The sequence below is a fragment of the Maritimibacter alexandrii genome (assembly GCF_005871115.1).
Lineage (GTDB): Bacteria > Pseudomonadota > Alphaproteobacteria > Rhodobacterales > Rhodobacteraceae > Maritimibacter > Maritimibacter alkaliphilus.
Genome location: NZ_SWKQ01000013.1, coordinates 437,864 through 455,261 on the forward strand (window position 1 = coordinate 437,864; position 17,398 = coordinate 455,261).

The following is a 17,398-nucleotide window of genomic DNA, read 5'->3' on the forward strand; positions in this document are numbered from 1 at the left end:
TTACGCTTTGCAAAAGCGCGCGGCAAGGCTCAGGCGGACAGGGCCAGCTTTTTTTCGCGGCGGATCACCACGACGACCGACAGGACCGCGAAGACCGACGAGGCAAGCATGAGCCACACCAGAGGGTCAGGGCCGCTTTCATGGGTCAGCCGCGTGCCGACGAACGCCGAGATGGCCGCGCCGCCGCCGATCATCATCGCCCCGCCCAGTCCCGAGGCGCTGCCGGCCAGTTCCGGGCGGACCGACAGAAGGCCGCTGTTGGCATTGGGCAAGGCCATGCCGTTTCCGAGCCCCACGAAACTCATCATGCCGAAGAAGAACCACGGCGTCGCGAGGTCGAGGAACAGGGCCAAAAGGACGACCGACAGGCCGGCCACAACCGTGATGGCGCCCGCCAAGATCATCGCGTTGATGCCGAATTTGGGTGAATACCGCCCGGCGATGTAATTGCCGAAGAGGTATCCGACCGCGGGCATCCCAAGGAGGAGGCCGAGCATCCCCGCCTCGATCGAGAACAACTCGTTCCCGACGAAGGGCGCACCGCCGAGATAGGCGAAGAAGGCGCCGGAGGAAAACATCGCGGCGGCGCTGTAGCCCCAGAACCGAGGCGAGCGCAGCAGTTCCGGATAGGCGCGCAACTGGTCGCGCAAAGTGCCCTCGCCGCGCGGATGGGTTTCGCCAAGGTCGCGGCTCATCAGCCAGATGATCGCGACACCGAGAACGGCCTGAAGCCAGAACGTCGACTGCCATCCGAAGGCCTGCCCCATGATACCGCCGATGGCGGGCGCGGCCATAGGAACCAGCGACATGCCCATCGTGACATAGGCGATCATCGAGGCCGCCTTGTCGGCTGGCACCATGTCCCGGATCACGGCCCGGCTGAGGACAAGCCCCGTGACCACGAAGGCCTGCATGATCCGAAACGCGAGAAATATACCGGTCGTCGGCGCGAAGATGCACCCGACGGTGGCGACGACATAGACGGTGAAACTGGCCAACAGAACGGGGCGACGGCCGAGCCTGTCGGACACCGGGCCGAGGATGATCTGAAGCACCGCGTTCATCGCAAGGTAGACGGCGACCGAAAGCTGCATGACGCGGTAGTCGGTCTCGAAATACTCCGCCATGTCGGGGAGCGACGGCAGGAACACGTTCATCGACAACGCGGCCAGCCCCGTCATCAGCGTCAGCGTCAGAATGTGGGGGGGCGTCGAAGGGTCGAGAAATCTGACTTCGGGCGCACTGCTCATGCGAGAGGGTTACGGTGGCGCTTCACGCCTGTCGAGGTGAAACGGTGCGTCAGAACGCGGAAAGACGCGACCCGGCTCTGCATTCCTGCACAATGGACTAGACGAAAAGATCGCCGTCCATCAGGTCCGCGCGCGTGGCGTCATGCACAAGCAGGCTATGGCCGCCGCCCAGATCGATCCAGATGTCCGCGCCGCGCTGATCCGTGTCGGACAGAATATCCGCGACCGATCCGAAACCCTGCACCTTGATGCGGTCGAAATCGTCCTGAAAATCCCGGATCTCGTCACGGCCACCGTTGAACACGAAGGTATCGGCACCGGGGCCGCCGCGCAGGATGTCGTCGCCCGGCCCCCCGTTGATCCAGTCGGCGCCCTTGCCGCCACGTAGCCGGTCGTCCCCGTCCCCGGCGAGCAGAATGTCGTCGCCCTGCTTGCCGTTCAGCATGTCGTCGCCCTGATTTCCCTCGATCCGGTTGGAGGCCGGATTGCCCGCAAGCCGGTCGTTGCCCGCCCCGCCGCGCGAGTTTTCGATCACGGTGCCGAAGGCGACGACGACATCCTCGTAGGCCGGGCCGAACCGCGAATACGCGCCTTCGCGCAGGTCGAGCTTCACCCGGTGGGGCGTGCCGGTCGCGTCGAACGTGTCGGTGCCGCCCGTGTCCAAGATCGTGTCGGTCGTGGCGGTGCGCGAACCGACATATGTGGTGTCGTCGTCGGCATAGCGCGCCGCACCCCAGATGTCTTGCAAGGCCAGCATGTCGAAGACGCCCATCGCATCGGAGGCAACGCCCGACCCCGGATGGCGGTCATAGGCCATGAGCGACCATTTGTTCGTATCGAACCGATCCGGCAACAGGTCGGAATCGAACGTGTGGCGCAGGCCCAGCGCATGACCGATCTCGTGCAGGACGACGCCGTAGCGGTCGGTGACGATATCGAAATCCCTGTCGAAAACGGCGAAACTGTCGACGGCCGTGATCTGGCTGCCCGAAGTGTCCGCTTTCCACCCACCATACCCGGCCGTGCCGTCATCCAATTCGGCGAAGGCGAGGTCCATGTCCGGGTTCGTCGATGCCGACACTTCGACGAAGTCGACGTTCAGGAAGGTTTCGATATGGGCAAGCGCCCGGCGGACCGCCAGTATTTCGGATAGTTGCCACGCCTCGAAACCGGAAAAGGCGACAGCACCGCTCGCGTTCAGGAAACTGAAGGTCGAGGCGGCGTCGTTGAAGGCGAAGGTGATCTGTTGTCGGCTGCCCGGCGCATTGCCGTTGATGGCGTTCGCGTTCTGAAAGATCGGGTATTGCAGCGCCTGAAGGATCGTCGATTTCGCCGGTGTCGCCATGGAATTCTTCCTCTGGTTCGACGCGGACGAACCGGGGGAAGCCGCCCGCCGCGTGGCGACGGGGTAAGGCGAAAGGGGTTAAGCGGGCCTCAAACCGGGCCCGGCAATGTCATTCAAATTTGAGAGGTTCCGTGCCTCAGGTGTCGAGCGCAGTCTCGACCGCCGACAGGGTCACGCCCTCGATGGTCAGCACGTCACCGCCGCCGAAGTCGATCACCACGTCCGAGCCGGATTTCACCGCAAGGGCCATGACTGCGGCCTCGTTTCCGAAGCCGGTGACGATCAGGCGGTCGTTGCCTTTGCCCAGATCGGTGATGGTGTCGGCATCGTATCCGGGCTTGAACACGAAGGTGTCGTCGCCCACGCCGCCGCGCAACCTGTCGTTCCCCGGCCCGCCGTCGAGCCGGTCGTTGCCGCGCCACCCCCTGAGGTCGTCGGACCCGGCGCCGCCGAACAGGCTGTCGTTGCCCGGCCCGCCACGCACGAGGTCGTCGCCCGCCTCGCCATAGACCCGGTCATCGCCGGGCGTTCCCTTAACCGTATCGTTCCCGTCGCCGCCATAGACGATGTCGTCGCCCGAGCCGCCGCGCACCTCGTCGTTCTGGGCATCGCCATAGACGGTGTCGGCCCCCTTTCGCCCGCGAACGAGGTCGCCGCCACCGCCGCCGTAAAGCCGATTGGCGTAATCGTTCCCGATGACGGTATCGGCGAAGGCGCTGCCGCGGGCGTTCTCGATCACCGTGTTGAAGGCCACGACCATATCCTCGGTGCCGAACCAGCGCGAAAACATGCCTTCGCCGAGATCCAGAAGGACCGGGCGCCCCCATGCGGAGGCATCCATCCAGTCGGTTCCGCCGCTGTCCCAGACCACGTCCACCTTGCCCGCCCCGAGACGCGGACCGGTATAGCTCGTGGCCCCTTCGTTGTAGGTCGCCGCGCCCCAGATGTCCTGAAGCGCCAGCATGTCATAGGCCATCATGCGGATCGTGGCGTCGATGCTGGGGGTCGGATCTGCGTCATAGGACATCAGGCTGTAGTGCAGGTTGTCGTATGCCGGATCGAGCCGCGCCCCCTCGAACGTATGGTCGAGGCCCATCGCATGACCGAGTTCGTGCAGGATCAGGTTCTGTCGACCCGACGACAGGTCGATGGTGTTGTTGAAGACCGCGAAGCCGTCGAAGGCCGTGATCCGGGTGCCGGAACTGGAATACTGCGGGCCACCCAATCCGGCGGTGCCGGGAAACATCGTCACCTTGCCAAAATTGAGGTCGGGATCGCGATTCCCCGACACCTCGACGAAATCCACGTTGAGGAAGGTCTCGACCGTTTCCAGAAGAAAGCGCACCACCGACTTCTCGTCCAGCGAGAAGGCCGTCCACCCGGAATACGAATACCAGAGGTCGCCCGGCTGGCTCACCTCGAACTGGTAGGTCACGGTGCGGCGCGGGCTTGCCGTCGTGTTCACCGGGCCCAAAGCATGAAGACCGGGGAACTGGAGCGCCTGAATGATGTCGGCTTGTGTGGGCATACGGTCCTGTGGATGATCGAACGTCGGGGGTTTATCGCACAAAGCCTTTGGGCCACAGTCCCCAACGGATCGCAAAGGCGTGTTCACGCCATCCCGGCGGGAAGTTGCCGAAGATCGACGCAGGCCCGCCACGGGCAAACATATTTGCAATTATTCAATTCGCAAAACGGCTGTCACAATAGCTTTGCAAATACGCCGGATTCCATTTGGGAAAGCGAAGGCATAAGGATAGGTTGCGCGAAAATCTAGGAGGGCCGCCCCATGAAAGACATCCTGCAACAACTCGAGGATCGCCGTGACGTCGCGCGCATGGGCGGTGGCCAGAAGCGGATCGACAGCCAGCACGCCAAGGGCAAGCTGACCGCGCGCGAGCGGGTCGAGCTTTTGCTGGACGAGGGCAGCTTCGAGGAATTCGACACCTTCAAGGCGCACCGCTGCACCGACTTCGGCATGGAGGAACAGCAGTATCCGGGCGATGGCGTCGTGACCGGCTGGGGCACCATCAACGGGCGTCTCGTCTATGTCTTTTCGCAGGACTTTACGGTGTTCGGTGGCTCGCTGTCGGAAACCCACGCTGAAAAGATCTGCAAGATCATGGACATGGCGGTTCAGAACGGCGCGCCCGTCATCGGTCTGAACGATTCCGGCGGTGCGCGGATTCAGGAAGGCGTCGCCTCGCTCGCCGGGTATGCGGACGTGTTCCAGCGCAACATCATGGCCTCCGGCGTCGTACCGCAGATTTCCGTCATCATGGGCCCCTGCGCGGGCGGCGCGGTCTATTCGCCCGCCATGACCGACTTCATCTTCATGGTGAAAGACACCTCTTACATGTTCGTCACCGGCCCCGACGTGGTGAAGACCGTGACGAACGAGGTCGTGACGGCGGAGGAACTGGGCGGCGCGTCGACTCACACCCGCAAATCCTCGGTCGCGGACGGCGCGTTCGAAAACGACGTCGAGGCGCTGTTCGAAGTGCGCCGCCTTGTCGATTTCCTCCCCCTCAACAACCGCGAAAAGGCGCCGGTGCGCCCGTTCTTCGACGAACCGGGGCGGCTGGATCAGTCGCTCGATACGCTGGTGCCGGACAACGCGAACTCGCCCTACGACATGAAGGAACTGATCCTGAAGGTCGCGGACGAAGGCGATTTCTACGAGATTCAGGAAGATTTCGCGAAGAACATCATCACCGGCTTCATCCGGCTCGAGGGTCAGACCGTGGGCGTGGTTGCGAACCAGCCGATGGTGCTGGCCGGGTGTCTGGACATCGACTCCAGCCGCAAGGCCGCGCGGTTCGTCCGTTTCTGCGACGCCTTCGAAATTCCGATCCTGACCTTCGTGGACGTTCCCGGCTTCCTCCCCGGCACCGGGCAGGAATACGGCGGCGTCATCAAGCACGGCGCGAAGCTGCTCTTCGCTTACGGCGAGGCGACGGTGCCGAAGGTCACGGTCATCACCCGCAAGGCCTATGGCGGGGCCTATGACGTTATGGCGTCCAAGCACCTGCGCGGCGATTTCAACTACGCCTGGCCCACCGCCGAGATCGCGGTGATGGGGGCCAAGGGCGCGGTCGAGATCCTGTATCGCTCGGAACTGGGCGACAAGGACAAGATCGCGCACCGCACGAAGGATTACGAAGACCGCTTCGCCAACCCTTTCGTCGCCGCCGAGAAGGGCTTTATCGACGAGGTGATCATGCCGCACTCGACCCGCAAACGGGTGAGCCGCGCTTTCGCATCGCTGCGCAACAAAAAGCTCCAGAACCCCTGGAAGAAACACGACAACATCCCGCTCTGAGGGATGTCGGGAGGGAAGCGTGATGTGCCTGGCAGTGTCAGTCCGATGCATGTTGGCCGCGTTTGCGGCCTCGCTCGCGCTGCCCGCCGTGGCGCAGGAGGAGATCGCGCTTCCCTCCGGCTCTGCCGTGACCTACCACGACTTCATCTGGGGCGAACCGGGGCCTGCGGGGCTGACCATCCGGTTCCGGTTCCTCGACCCGGAGCTTCCCGGCAGAAAGGACGCCGAAGGGGTGATCGACGCGACCGAGGACACGCAGTATCTGTGCGAGTTCTTCGCGTTGGAGCGGATCGCGAGCACAGGGCCGCAACCGAAGCAGATCGTCATTTCCATCTCGGACCGTCCCGTGGAATTCGGCGAGCCTGACCCGGACGTGACACAGATTTTCGAAGCCTATTCCTACCGCGACGGCACCTGCATCTGGGAGATGTTCTGATGGCCCTGCCCTACATGACCAAGCATCGCGGCTTTCCGGGCCGTCTGCCGGGCACGGATTTCCAGTTCACCGTGCGCCGCGCGAACAAGAAGGGCGCGACCCCGCTTATCAAGCGCGAACGGTTCGCGGACCGCAAACATGCCGACAAGCGCGCCGACATGGGGTTCATGGCCGCGCTGTGGGATTATTTCGGCGAAGAGCCGTTCGAGCGCGGCAATCTGGATGCGGGGCGCCTGTCATGGCTCTTTGGCCGCGAAGTCGTGGCCGCCGAAGACCCGTTCGACCCGAAAAGCTACGAGGCGATGCTCAGGATCGACCGGCGCGTGGCCGAAGCGAGTTTCCCCGAAATCTTCAGCGACGATGCGGATTTCGGGTTCGAGGACGACGCGTTCGATGATGAGGGCTGGGACGACGAATGAGCAACTTTTCGCTTCCCCTCCAAGGATTTGCGCAAGGTTTGGCGCATCGGGCCGCGGCGCGCGTTTCGCGCTGTTCGGCCCCGAAAACCTCTGGCACCGTCACACACATGGCAGACGCTCTATCCCGGTGTTCTGCCTGGTTTAGTCAAACCGTTACCCTTCCCCTTCTGCCCGGGTTGGCCTCCCCTGGCCAACCCGGGGTTTTCTTTGCCGCTCCGCCCTTTGGCGTCGAGCGACCGCTTCCCCATACCCGCGGCAGCGCCGCCAACGAGACGTAAGAGAGAGGGACAGGAGATGTTCAAGAAGATCCTGATTGCGAACCGGGGCGAGATTGCCTGCCGCGTGATGAAAACCGCGAAGAAAATGGGCATCCAGACCGTCGCGATCTATTCGGATGCGGACCGCCACGCGCTGCACGTGCAGATGGCGGATGAGGCGATCCACATCGGCCCGCCGCCCGCCAACCAGTCCTATATCGTCATCGACAAGGTGATGGACGCGATCAAGCAGTCGGGGGCCGAAGCCGTGCACCCCGGCTATGGCTTCCTGTCCGAGAACGCCAAGTTCGCCGAGGCGCTCGAGGCCGCTGGCGTCGCCTTCATCGGCCCGCCGAAGGGCGCGATCGAGGCGATGGGCGACAAGATCACGTCGAAAAAGATCGCGCAGGACGCGAACGTGTCGACCGTGCCCGGTTACATGGGCCTCATTGAGGACGCCGAGGAAGCCGTGAAAATCTCGAACGAGATCGGCTATCCGGTGATGATCAAGGCCTCCGCCGGGGGCGGCGGTAAGGGGATGCGGATCGCGTGGAACGACACCGAGGCGCGCGAAGGCTTTCAGTCGTCCAAGAACGAGGCCGCGAACAGCTTTGGCGATGACCGGATTTTCATCGAAAAGTTCGTCACGCAGCCGCGCCACATCGAAATTCAGGTGCTCTGCGATGCCCACGGCAACGGCATTTACCTGAACGAACGCGAGTGCTCGATCCAGCGCCGCAACCAGAAGGTCGTGGAAGAGGCCCCCTCGCCCTTCCTTGACGAAGCCACCCGCAAGGCGATGGGCGAGCAGTCCGTCGCGCTGGCCAAGGCCGTTGGGTATGCGAGCGCCGGCACCGTGGAATTCATCGTCGATGGCGACAAGAATTTCTACTTCCTCGAAATGAACACGCGCCTTCAGGTGGAGCACCCGGTGACGGAGCTCATCACGGGCGTCGATCTGGTCGAACAGATGATCCGGGTTGCGAACGGCGAGAAGCTGACGATCACGCAGGACGACGTGACCATCGACGGCTGGGCCATCGAGAACCGGCTTTACGCCGAAGACCCCTATCGCGGCTTCCTGCCCTCGATCGGGCGTCTGACCCGCTACCGCCCGCCCGAGGAAATCGCCGCCGGGCCGCTGGTCACCAACGGCAAATGGCAAGGTGACGCGCCCGAGGGCGAGACCGCCGTGCGCAACGACACCGGCGTCTACGAAGGCGGCGAGATCAGCATGTATTACGATCCGATGATCGCCAAGCTCTGCACTTGGGCGCCGACGCGGGCCGAAGCGATCGAAGCGATGCGCGTGGCGCTGGACAGCTTCGAGGTCGAGGGGATCGGGCACAACCTGCCGTTCCTGTCGGCCGTGATGGATCACCCGAAATTCGTGTCGGGCGACATGACCACCGCCTTCATCGCGGAAGAATACCCCGAAGGGTTCGAAGGCGTGACGCTGGACGAGGCGCACCTCAAGCGCATCGCCGCCGCCTGCGCCGCGATGTTCCGCGTGACCGAGATCCGGCGCACGCGCATTTCCGGCACGATGGACAACCACGAACGCACCGTGGGCCGCGATTGGGTCGTGTCGCTTCAGGATGCCGTCTATCCCGTGACCATCGACGCGGACCGCGAGGGGTCGACCGTGAACTTCGACGATGGCAGCGCGATGCGTGTCGCGTCCGACTGGACGCCGGGCGATCAGCTGGCCCATGTCGATGTGGACGGCGAGCCGGTCGTGCTGAAGGTCGGCAAGATCACCAACGGCTTCAAGATCCGCACGCGCGGGGCCGAGTTGGCCGTGCATGTGCGCACTCCGCGCACCCACGAGCTTGCGCTTCTGATGCCGGAAAAGGTGGCACCCGACACGTCGAAGATGCTGCTCTGCCCGATGCCCGGCCTCGTCGTGAAGATCGACGTGGAAGAGGGTCAGGAGGTGCAGGAAGGTCAGGCGCTGTGCACCATCGAGGCGATGAAGATGGAGAACATCCTGCGCGCCGAGAAAAAGTCGGTCGTGACCAAGATCAACGCAGGCCCCGGCGACAGTCTGGCGGTCGACGAAGTGATCATGGAATTCGAATGATCCTATGGCTGGGCGCGGCGACATATCCGTGAACCTGTGCGGCCATTTGGCCGCGCCTCACGGTTTTCGCCGCGCCCGTCACTGGCTGCGTCCCGGCACCGTGCTAGCTTGCGCCAAAAACGAATGGCACGAGGCATGAGCATGACCCTGACCGACGACGGGCAGACCTTTTCCGCAGGCCGTTGGCCGCTTTCGGCGCTGTCGGTGGCGAGCGCGGTTCTGATCTTCGCCGTGATGCAGGGGATCGTCCTGTCGCTGACCGGCGGCGTTTTCGATTATCCGCTCGACGACCCCTACATCCACCTCGCGCTGGCCGAAGTGATTGCTGAGGGCGAATACGGCGTGAACCTTGGCGAAGCCGCCTCCCCCGGTTCGTCCGCGCTGTTTCCCTTTCTGCTGGTCCCCTTCGCCGGGACCGAGTTTCACCGCTACCTGCCCCTGATCTGGAGCGGCGTCGGCCTGATCCTTGCCGCATGGCTCTGGGGTCGCCTGCTGGTCGAGGCGGGCTATGGGCGCGCCGAATGGCGCTGGCTGGGGCTGGCCGCCGCCGTGCTTGGCCCCATCGCCGTGATGATGCCGATGGTCGCCTTCGTCGGAATGGAACATTCCCTACATGCGGCGGCGACTTTGGCGCTGCTTCTGGGCCTCCACCGTCACTTTTCCGATAATGGCGGGGTTGGCCTGATACTTGTCGGCGCCTTCTTCGGGGCCGCGTTCCGCATCGAAGGGCTGGCGCCGGGGCTGATCGCCGCCTGTGCGCTGTTCCTGACGGGCAGCCGCCGGAACGGGCTGGCGACCGCCGCCGCGACGGTGCTGCCGATCCTGATGTTCATGGGCTTCCTCGTCTCGCAGGGCCTCGACCCCCTGCCGTCGTCGGTGCAGACGAAACTCAGCATGACCGATCCGGGGGACGAGCCGGGGTTCATCCAGCTGCGTCTCGCGATCCTCCTTGTGAACCTGCGCGAGCCGGGCGGGATGTTCGTCGCCGTCCTCGCGCTCGCCTCATTCCTGATGTGGCGGGCGACACCGCTCAAGGGCACGCGCTGGGGAGCGCTGGTGCTGGTCATCGGTGCCGCCGCCGCCGCGCATCTGCTGGCGGGTCAGATCGGCTGGCTCAACCGCTATGAGCACTACATCCTCGTCATGACCGCCGCCGGGTTCCTCGCGCTTCTGCCCAAGGCCACCCAAGGCGCGGTGACGCCGCTGGCCATCGGCGGGGTTGCGGCGCTGATCCTTGGCGGGGCGCTGGCCTATCGCCTGCCCATGCATTTCTTCGAACTGCCGCCCTCGGCCCGCGCGATCCATACGCAGCAGGGGCAGATGGCGCGTTTCGTGAAGGACTATCTGCAGACCGACGTGGCCGTGAACGATCTGGGCTATGTCGCATGGCAGAACGACAACTATGTGCTGGACCTTTGGGGTCTCGCCTCAGCCGAAGCGCGCGAAATCCGCACCACCGCCCCGGTGCCGGGCTGGACCGGCGATCTGACCGCGAAATACGACGTGCCCGTCGCGCTGGTCTATGACCACTGGTTCGAGGACGGGATCGGCGCGGATTGGGTCAAGGTAGGCGAGTTCCAACTGACCATTCCGGGCGGGTTCCTTGGCGGCTACGTTGTCTCGTTCTACGCCACGTCGCCAGACAATGTGGCGATGCTGACGGGTGCGCTTGAGGCGTGGATTCCCACGCTTCTTCCCCACAGCCGTTTCGTCTGGGCCGAGGGGATGGAGCCATGATGCGCCGTTACCGCACCAGCCGCTGGTCCTGCACTTCCTGCAACCGCACCGGCATCTTGTCGATGGAACGGGTCAGTTCGCGCACCTCCCAAGGGAAGGGTTTGCGCAGGTATTTCTGCCCGTCCTTGCCGATGAGCACGATCATGAAATCGCGGGGGCGAAGCTCCTTGCGGATCGGCGACAGGTTGTCGGGGTCCGTATCGGTGATGACGACCACGTCCCGCTCGATCAGCGGCTCGGGCCGGTCGGCGATGAAAGCAAGCTGTTCCAGATACCGGGGGTCGTTCGGACTGTCGGCGAAGATCACCAAAGGGCGCGCTTCCCACTTGAATTCGGACAGCGTGTGCTCGCCCGCCTCGATGATCGGCAGTTCCGGTGCCTCTTCGGCAGCATGGGCGACAGGTGCGGCGAGCATCACGAGCCCGGCCAAGGCAGCGGTTCTGAACATCTCTTCTCCTTCTGCCCTCAATATAGGGGCGGGAGACACGCGAACAAAGAGCCGGATTTCCGGCGCAATGCAAGGAGTTAGCCAATGAGCGACCAGAACGACTGGAAAGCGCTGGCCGAAAAGGAATTGCGGGGCCGCGCCGTAGACGATCTGAACTGGGAAACCCTCGAGGGGATCACGGTCAAACCGGTCTATACCCACGACGATGTGAAGGATCTGCCGCATATGGGCAGCCTCCCCGGTTTCGGCCCGTTCACCCGTGGCGTGAAGGCGACGATGTACGCCGGGCGGCCCTGGACCATTCGCCAATACGCCGGTTTCTCGACCGCGGAAGAGAGCAACGCCTTTTATCGCAAGGCGCTGGCCGCCGGTCAGCAGGGCGTCTCGGTCGCCTTCGATCTGGCCACTCACCGGGGCTACGACTCGGACCATGAACGCGTCGTGGGCGACGTCGGCAAGGCGGGCGTGGCCATCGACAGTGTCGAGGACATGAAGATCCTGTTCGACGGTATCCCGCTCGATCAAGTCTCCGTGTCCATGACGATGAACGGCGCGGTGATCCCGATCCTCGCCAACTTCATCGTGACCGGCGAAGAGCAGGGGCATGACCGGGCGGTGCTGTCGGGGACCATTCAGAACGACATTCTGAAGGAATTCATGGTCCGCAACACCTATATCTATCCGCCCGAGCCTTCGATGCGGATCATCTCGGACATCATCGAATACACGTCCAACGAAATGCCCAAGTTCAACTCGATCTCGATCTCCGGCTACCACATGCAGGAAGCGGGCGCGAACCTCGTGCAGGAGCTGGCGTTCACGCTGGCGGACGGCAAGGAATACGTCAAAGCGGCGATGGACGCCGGGATGGACGTGGACAAGTTCGCGGGCCGTCTGTCGTTCTTCTTCGCGATCGGCATGAACTTCTTCATGGAGGCCGCCAAGCTGCGCGCCGCGCGGCTCTTGTGGCACCGGATCATGACCGAGGTGGGCGCCAAGAACGATCGCTCCAAGATGCTGCGCACCCACTGCCAGACTTCGGGCGTAAGCTTGCAGGAGCAGGACCCCTACAACAACGTGGTGCGCACGGCCTATGAGGCGATGTCGGCCGCGCTTGGCGGCACGCAGTCGCTCCACACCAATGCGCTCGACGAGGCCATCGCGCTCCCGACCGAGTTCTCGGCCCGGATCGCGCGCAACACGCAGCTTATCCTTCAGGAAGAGACCGGGATCACCAACGTGGTCGATCCCCTCGCCGGCTCTTACTATGTCGAGGCGCTGACGGCGGAACTGGCCGACAAGGCGTGGGAATTGATCGAAGAGATCGAAGAGATGGGCGGCATGACCAAGGCCGTCGCCTCCGGTATGCCCAAACTCAGGATCGAGGAGACCGCGGCGCGGCGTCAGGCCGACATCGACCGGGGCACCGAAGTCATCGTGGGCGTGAACAAGTATCGCAAGGACCACGAAGACCCGATCGACATTCTCGACGTCGACAACGTGCGCGTGCGCGAGGGTCAGGTGAAGGCGCTGGAGCGTATCCGCGCCGAACGCGATCAGGCCGCCTGCGACGCGGCTTTGGATGAACTCACCCGCCGCGCCAAGGAAGGCGGCAACCTGCTCGAAGCCGCGGTGGAAGCCGCGCGCGCCCGGGCCACAGTGGGAGAAATCTCGATGGCGATGGAAAAGGAATTCGGCCGTCACCGCGCGGAAGTCAAAACGCTGGCCGGTGTCTATGGCGCGGCCTACGAGGGCGACGAGGGCTTCGCCGCGATCCAGAAAGACGTCGAGGCCTTCGCCGAAGAAGAAGGCCGCCGCCCGCGTATGCTCGTCGTCAAGATGGGTCAGGACGGGCACGACCGGGGGGCCAAGGTCATCGCGACCGCGTTCGCCGACATCGGGTTCGACGTGGACGTCGGCCCCCTCTTCCAGACGCCGGAAGAGGCGGCGCAGGACGCGGTGGAAAACGACGTGCACGTGGTCGGCATCTCGTCACAGGCGGCGGGTCACAAGACGCTCGCCCCCAAGCTGATCGAGGCGCTCAAGGCGCAGGACGCGGGCGACATCATCGTGATCTGCGGCGGCGTCATTCCGCAGCAGGACTATGACTTCCTGAAGAAAGCAGGGGTGAAGGCGATCTTCGGGCCGGGCACGAACATCCCCGAAGCGGCCAAGGATATCCTGAAGCTCGTCCGCGCCGCTCGCGCCTAGGATTTATCAGACACGACAGAACAAGGGGCCGGGCCAACGCTCGGCCCTTTTCGTTCAGGGCATGTTCCAGTCCTGCGACCGCTGCGCCCACATCTTTTCCCCGATCAGGCAATCGTAGCTTTCGCCTTCGTTGTATTGCACGGGGATGATCTGTTCGGCGGGCGGGATCGACCCGATGAACACCTCCATCACCAGCTTTTGCAGCACGGCATCCGCGAAATCCTCCCACCCGAGCACGGGAACCACGAAGGCCCCCGGCCCGCCGATCACGCAATCGCGGTAATAGACGTCGAGGTCGTCGATGCTCCACAGGCTCCACAGCCCGTCCTGCGTGAGAAGCGGCAGGCCGTTGATGACGATGCCCTGCGAAATCGCGGCGTCGCGCATCTCTTCCACATGGCGTCCCTGATTGTTCGGCCCGTCGCCGGAGACGTCGATGACACGCCTGATCCCGTCGTAGTCGTTCGAATTGATCGCGGCGGTCGCGTAGGCCAAAGCCTCGGAAATCGAGGTCCGGCGCATGGTCGGGTTGAAGGTGACGGTGAGCGCATCGGCGAAGGCGTGCAGGTCTTCGCGGGATTCGATGAGCGTCCAGGGCACGATCTCGCGCTGACTGCCCGCCCATTCGACATAGGTGATCGCGATCCGCCCCATCGCGCCCGAACCCACCGCTTCCGCCAGCGCATCCGACCGGAGGGCGGCGGCATAGCCGCGCCGCTGGATTTCCAGCTCGTGATAGCTGACCGACCGCGACACGTCGACCATGAGCGCCAGTTCCAGATCGACGAGGATCGGCTGCGCACGAAGCGGCGTGGCGGACAGGATCAGGGCGACGAGCAAGGCGAGCGTTTTCATTCCCGCAGCATGGCGGGGGCCGGCCCGCGCTGTCTATTCACAAGGTGGTGGCCCGGACTTCAGCCGTCCGCATCCTTGCGCCGGACCCTGTAGCCCGCCGCCTTCGCGGCACGAAGCTGCGCCTGAGCTTCGCGGTGGGCATAATCGTCCTGACCTACGTGCATCCGCCCCGGCAGCGGGTAATCCGGGCTGAACGGCGCGCTTTCGCCGTAGCCGAAGGCGCTGTCCTGCACGAAGACCCGGTCGCGCATCCACGGCCAGACCTCGCGCCGGAGGAACAACTGGTCGTCCACGCGGGAGTTCAGCACCTTTTCGCGCGACTTGGCGAAGGCGAGGATGCGTTTGCCCATGCCGGGAATATTGCCGCGATGCGCCCCCCAGAGGCCCGCGAGGACCAATTCGGAATGCGTCAGGAAATCGCGCATGACGTGGAACGGCTGACCGGAGTTCAGCCAGTCCTGCACCGCCACGCGTTCGCGGATCGTGGGCACGCTGTCGGCATCGCGGCAGACGTAGATATCCACGTCCCGGTCGTCCTCGACCAGAAAGCGCCAGAACAGACCGTAGCGGTTCACGGGCAACGAGGGCACCATGCGAAGCTGGGCACCGTTCGCGCGAAGCTCCTTGCGTGCCGCTTCCGGCACGCTCTCGTCGATATAGAAGCGGGGCGTCCAGCCCGGATAGACATAGCGCGCGACGATGGCATTGCGCACCGCGCCCTCAAGATATCGCGCGCCATTGCCCCATAGCGAATAGGCGATGATGTTGCGCTCGGGTCGTTCGGGGTCGAAGCGATGCGTGACCGGCGCGGGGCGGTCGCCAAGGACCGGCGCTTCGGTCTCTTTCAATTCGAGCGCCCGGATCGACCAGCGCCTGTTCTCTTCCAGATTGCCCTTTCGCCCGTTCAACTCGGACATATAGCTCGCCCGAAGCACATCGGGGATCGGCGTCCTGTCATCACCCGCGACCGCAAGCGCCTCGTCCACGAGGTTGGCGCGGGTGAGTGCCGAAATCAGGTTCGAGGCGTTTTCGCGGTTGGGTTCAAGCTCATAGACCGCCCGCGTGATCTCGACCGCCTTTGCGGTGTCGCCGGTGTTGAAGGCGTGCGCGCCGAGGATGCGGCGGGCGGGCAGGTAATCGTCGGGCGCGGTTTCCAGCACGGCGGCCTCGTCGGGCGTCAGGGTCAGGTTGCCGCGTTTCAGGATGGTTTCGACGAGATCGGCGTATTCCATTGGGTGTCACATCGGCCAGAAGATCAGGATGAGCGGAATCGAGGTCGCCACGACGATACCCTCGAGCGGCAGGCCCATCCGCCAGTAATCGCCGAAGCGATAGCCGCCGGGGCCAAGGATCAGCGTGTTGTTCTTGTGCCCGATGGGCGTCAGGAAGGCGCAGGACGCCGCCACCGCCACGGCCATCAGGAACGGGTCGGGGTTCTTGTCGAGCGCCGCCGCCATCTGGATGCCCACAGGGGCCGCGACGATGGCCGTCGCAGTGTTGTTCAGCACATCTGACAACGACATGGTGACGACCATCAAAAGCGTGAGCACGGCCCAGGGCGGCAGGCCATTCGTGATCGAGACGAGACCATTGGCGATGAGTTGCGTGCCCCCGGAGGCTTCCAGCGCCGCGCCCAGCGGGATCATCGAGCCGAGGAGGACGACGACGGGCCATTCGACGTGATCGTAGACCTCGGTCAACGGCACGATGCCGGTCAGAACGAACCCGATCACGACCGCGCCCAGCGCGACGGGCAGATAGACGAGGCCGAAACTGGCCAGCGCGACCGCGACGGCGAACATGCCGATGGCGAGCCAGACCTTGCGCTCCTGCGTCACGGCGAGGCCACGTTCGGCCAGTGGGAGCGCACCCAGCCACTCGGTCACAGCGGCCTCCTGCCCCGAGGGGACGAGGAGGAGTAGGATGTCGCCGGCTTTCACCGGGGTCTTGGCGATCTTGGAGCGGAATTTCTTTTCCGACCGGCGGATGCCAAGCAGGACCGCATGACGCCGCCAGTTCAGACCGATGGCCTGCGCGGTCTTGCCGTTGATGCGGCTGTCGTCGGTCACGACCACTTCGATCTTGGACAGGCCGGCCCCGTCCGCGCGCAACCGTTCCTCTCGCTTGGTGTCGGCGAAGCCGAGGGACAGGGAGGCGCGGAATTCGTCCAGCGCCTCGGGCGTCGCCTCGAGCACGAGAATGTCGCCTGCCTCGATCTTGGTCGTGCGCTGGGTGCCGTATTTGCGTTTGCCGTCCCGGATCAGGCCGAGGATCACGACGTCGTTGCTTTCCGCGTCCTCGTAGATCTCTTCGACCCGCTTACCGACGATCTTGGCCTCGTCGGGAACCACCAGTTCGGCGGTGTAGTCGGAATAATCCTGCATCGGGTCGATGGCCGCCCCGCCCTGCTCGGCCTTGGGGATCAGCCGCCAGCCGATGAAGGCGACGAAGACGAGGCCGACCAGTGCGGTCAGGGCGCCGACGGGGGCGAAGTCGAACATCCGAAACGGCTCGCCCAGGCTTTCACCACGGATCGAAGCGATGATGATGTTTGGCGGGGTGCCGATGAGCGTGGCCATGCCGCCGAGGATCGTCGCGAAGCTGAGAGGCATGAGGCTGAGGCCCGGCGCGCGGCCCGCCTTGCGCGCGGTCTGGATGTCGACGGGCATCAGAAGCGCGAGCGCGGCGACGTTGTTCATGAAAGCCGACAACACGCCGCCGATCGCGCCCATTACGGCGATATGCGCGCCGAGCTTGCGCGACGAGTCCACCAGCGTGCGGGTGATGAGGAACACCGCGCCGGAACGCACGAGGCCCGCCGACACGATGAGGACCAGCGCGACGATGAGCGTGGCGGGGTGACCGAAGCCGGAAAAAACCTCGTCCTTGGGCACGACGCCGATGATCGCGCCGAGGATCAGGGCCCCGAAGGCGACCATATCGTAGCGGAATTTTCCCCAGAGCAGGAGAGCGAAGACGCCGACGAACAGCCCGAAGAGAATGATCTGATCCAAAGTCATGCCAAAGGCTTAGCG

13 protein-coding genes are annotated in these 17,398 nt (G+C 64.2%); 6 read left to right on the plus strand and 7 right to left on the minus strand.

All coding sequences use genetic code 11. The features are described 5' to 3' along the window. Nucleotides 1–29: 29 nt before the first annotated feature. The 3 genes from FCT00_RS14715 to FCT00_RS14725 all read right to left on the minus strand — a co-directional run bounded on the left by FCT00_RS14715 (nucleotide 30) and on the right by FCT00_RS14725 (nucleotide 4,123). The gene (locus FCT00_RS14715; protein ID WP_138423604.1) at nucleotides 30–1,250 is read right to left on the minus strand and encodes a multidrug effflux MFS transporter; all 1,221 of its coding nucleotides are present in this window, start codon (nucleotides 1,248–1,250) and stop codon (nucleotides 30–32) included. Between the two features lie 97 nt (nucleotides 1,251–1,347). Next, nucleotides 1,348–2,595 (minus strand): M10 family metallopeptidase, encoded by a 1,248-nt coding sequence (locus FCT00_RS14720; RefSeq protein ID WP_138423605.1) that lies wholly within the window; start codon nucleotides 2,593–2,595, stop codon nucleotides 1,348–1,350. A 136-nt stretch (nucleotides 2,596–2,731) separates the two neighbouring features. Then, nucleotides 2,732–4,123, minus strand: coding sequence for a M10 family metallopeptidase C-terminal domain-containing protein (locus tag FCT00_RS14725; RefSeq protein WP_138423606.1), 1,392 nt, complete (start codon nucleotides 4,121–4,123; stop codon nucleotides 2,732–2,734). 261 nt (nucleotides 4,124–4,384) lie between these two features. On the opposite strand from FCT00_RS14725, the gene FCT00_RS14730 reads away from it, so the two are divergent. The 5 genes from FCT00_RS14730 (at nucleotide 4,385) to FCT00_RS14750 (ending at nucleotide 10,849) form a co-directional block, all read left to right on the plus strand. Then, the gene (locus tag FCT00_RS14730; RefSeq protein WP_008330610.1) at nucleotides 4,385–5,917 is read left to right on the plus strand and encodes an acyl-CoA carboxylase subunit beta; all 1,533 of its coding nucleotides are present in this window, start codon (nucleotides 4,385–4,387) and stop codon (nucleotides 5,915–5,917) included. Nucleotides 5,918–5,966: 49 nt separating this feature from the next. Then, nucleotides 5,967–6,353 (plus strand): DUF6497 family protein, encoded by a 387-nt coding sequence (locus tag FCT00_RS14735; protein WP_008330611.1) that lies wholly within the window; start codon nucleotides 5,967–5,969, stop codon nucleotides 6,351–6,353. Nucleotides 6,354–6,367: 14 nt separating this feature from the next. Continuing rightward, nucleotides 6,368–6,772: a hypothetical protein gene (locus tag FCT00_RS14740; protein ID WP_040885582.1), complete on the plus strand. Its 405-nt coding sequence runs from the start codon at nucleotides 6,368–6,370 to the stop codon at nucleotides 6,770–6,772. A gap of 294 nt (nucleotides 6,773–7,066) precedes the next feature. Continuing rightward, on the plus strand, nucleotides 7,067–9,112 hold the full coding sequence (locus FCT00_RS14745; protein ID WP_138423607.1) for an acetyl-CoA carboxylase biotin carboxylase subunit: 2,046 nt from the start codon (nucleotides 7,067–7,069) through the stop codon (nucleotides 9,110–9,112). 141 nt (nucleotides 9,113–9,253) lie between these two features. Next, nucleotides 9,254–10,849: a hypothetical protein gene (locus tag FCT00_RS14750; RefSeq protein ID WP_138423608.1), complete on the plus strand. Its 1,596-nt coding sequence runs from the start codon at nucleotides 9,254–9,256 to the stop codon at nucleotides 10,847–10,849. A 7-nt stretch (nucleotides 10,850–10,856) separates the two neighbouring features. Here the strand turns inward: FCT00_RS14750 and FCT00_RS14755 are convergent, their stop codons facing one another. Continuing rightward, nucleotides 10,857–11,297 (minus strand): DUF4174 domain-containing protein, encoded by a 441-nt coding sequence (locus FCT00_RS14755; protein ID WP_008330616.1) that lies wholly within the window; start codon nucleotides 11,295–11,297, stop codon nucleotides 10,857–10,859. 84 nt (nucleotides 11,298–11,381) lie between these two features. Between FCT00_RS14755 and scpA the strand changes: the two genes are divergently transcribed. Further along, entirely contained in the window at nucleotides 11,382–13,508 is a 2,127-nt protein-coding gene (gene scpA / locus FCT00_RS14760; protein ID WP_138423609.1) for a methylmalonyl-CoA mutase, read from the plus strand. A gap of 54 nt (nucleotides 13,509–13,562) precedes the next feature. On the opposite strand, the gene FCT00_RS14765 is transcribed toward scpA, so the two are convergent. The 3 genes from FCT00_RS14765 to FCT00_RS14775 are packed head-to-tail and all read right to left on the minus strand — an operon-like array spanning nucleotide 13,563 to nucleotide 17,383. Further along, nucleotides 13,563–14,363, minus strand: coding sequence for a DUF1194 domain-containing protein (locus FCT00_RS14765; RefSeq protein WP_138423610.1), 801 nt, complete (start codon nucleotides 14,361–14,363; stop codon nucleotides 13,563–13,565). A gap of 59 nt (nucleotides 14,364–14,422) precedes the next feature. Further along, nucleotides 14,423–15,595, minus strand: coding sequence for a hypothetical protein (locus FCT00_RS14770; RefSeq protein WP_138423611.1), 1,173 nt, complete (start codon nucleotides 15,593–15,595; stop codon nucleotides 14,423–14,425). A 6-nt stretch (nucleotides 15,596–15,601) separates the two neighbouring features. After that, nucleotides 15,602–17,383 carry an SLC13 family permease gene (locus tag FCT00_RS14775; protein ID WP_138423612.1) on the minus strand — a complete coding sequence of 594 codons (1,782 nt, stop codon included), beginning with the start codon at nucleotides 17,381–17,383 and terminating at the stop codon, nucleotides 15,602–15,604. Nucleotides 17,384–17,398 lie beyond the last annotated feature (15 nt).

Coding starts and splice junctions, on each gene's coding strand:
- FCT00_RS14770 (WP_138423611.1), bottom strand. CDS start 15,595: ATGGAATACGCCGATCTCGTCGAAACCATCCTGAAACGCGGCAACCTG.
- FCT00_RS14775 (WP_138423612.1), bottom strand. CDS start 17,383: ATGACTTTGGATCAGATCATTCTCTTCGGGCTGTTCGTCGGCGTCTTC.
- FCT00_RS14715 (WP_138423604.1), bottom strand. CDS start 1,250: ATGAGCAGTGCGCCCGAAGTCAGATTTCTCGACCCTTCGACGCCCCCC.
- FCT00_RS14735 (WP_008330611.1), top strand. CDS start 5,967: ATGTTGGCCGCGTTTGCGGCCTCGCTCGCGCTGCCCGCCGTGGCGCAG.
- FCT00_RS14755 (WP_008330616.1), bottom strand. CDS start 11,297: ATGTTCAGAACCGCTGCCTTGGCCGGGCTCGTGATGCTCGCCGCACCT.
- FCT00_RS14730 (WP_008330610.1), top strand. CDS start 4,385: ATGAAAGACATCCTGCAACAACTCGAGGATCGCCGTGACGTCGCGCGC.
- FCT00_RS14745 (WP_138423607.1), top strand. CDS start 7,067: ATGTTCAAGAAGATCCTGATTGCGAACCGGGGCGAGATTGCCTGCCGC.
- FCT00_RS14740 (WP_040885582.1), top strand. CDS start 6,368: ATGACCAAGCATCGCGGCTTTCCGGGCCGTCTGCCGGGCACGGATTTC.
- scpA (WP_138423609.1), top strand. CDS start 11,382: ATGAGCGACCAGAACGACTGGAAAGCGCTGGCCGAAAAGGAATTGCGG.
- FCT00_RS14765 (WP_138423610.1), bottom strand. CDS start 14,363: ATGAAAACGCTCGCCTTGCTCGTCGCCCTGATCCTGTCCGCCACGCCG.
- FCT00_RS14725 (WP_138423606.1), bottom strand. CDS start 4,123: ATGCCCACACAAGCCGACATCATTCAGGCGCTCCAGTTCCCCGGTCTT.
- FCT00_RS14720 (WP_138423605.1), bottom strand. CDS start 2,595: ATGGCGACACCGGCGAAATCGACGATCCTTCAGGCGCTGCAATACCCG.
- FCT00_RS14750 (WP_138423608.1), top strand. CDS start 9,254: ATGACCCTGACCGACGACGGGCAGACCTTTTCCGCAGGCCGTTGGCCG.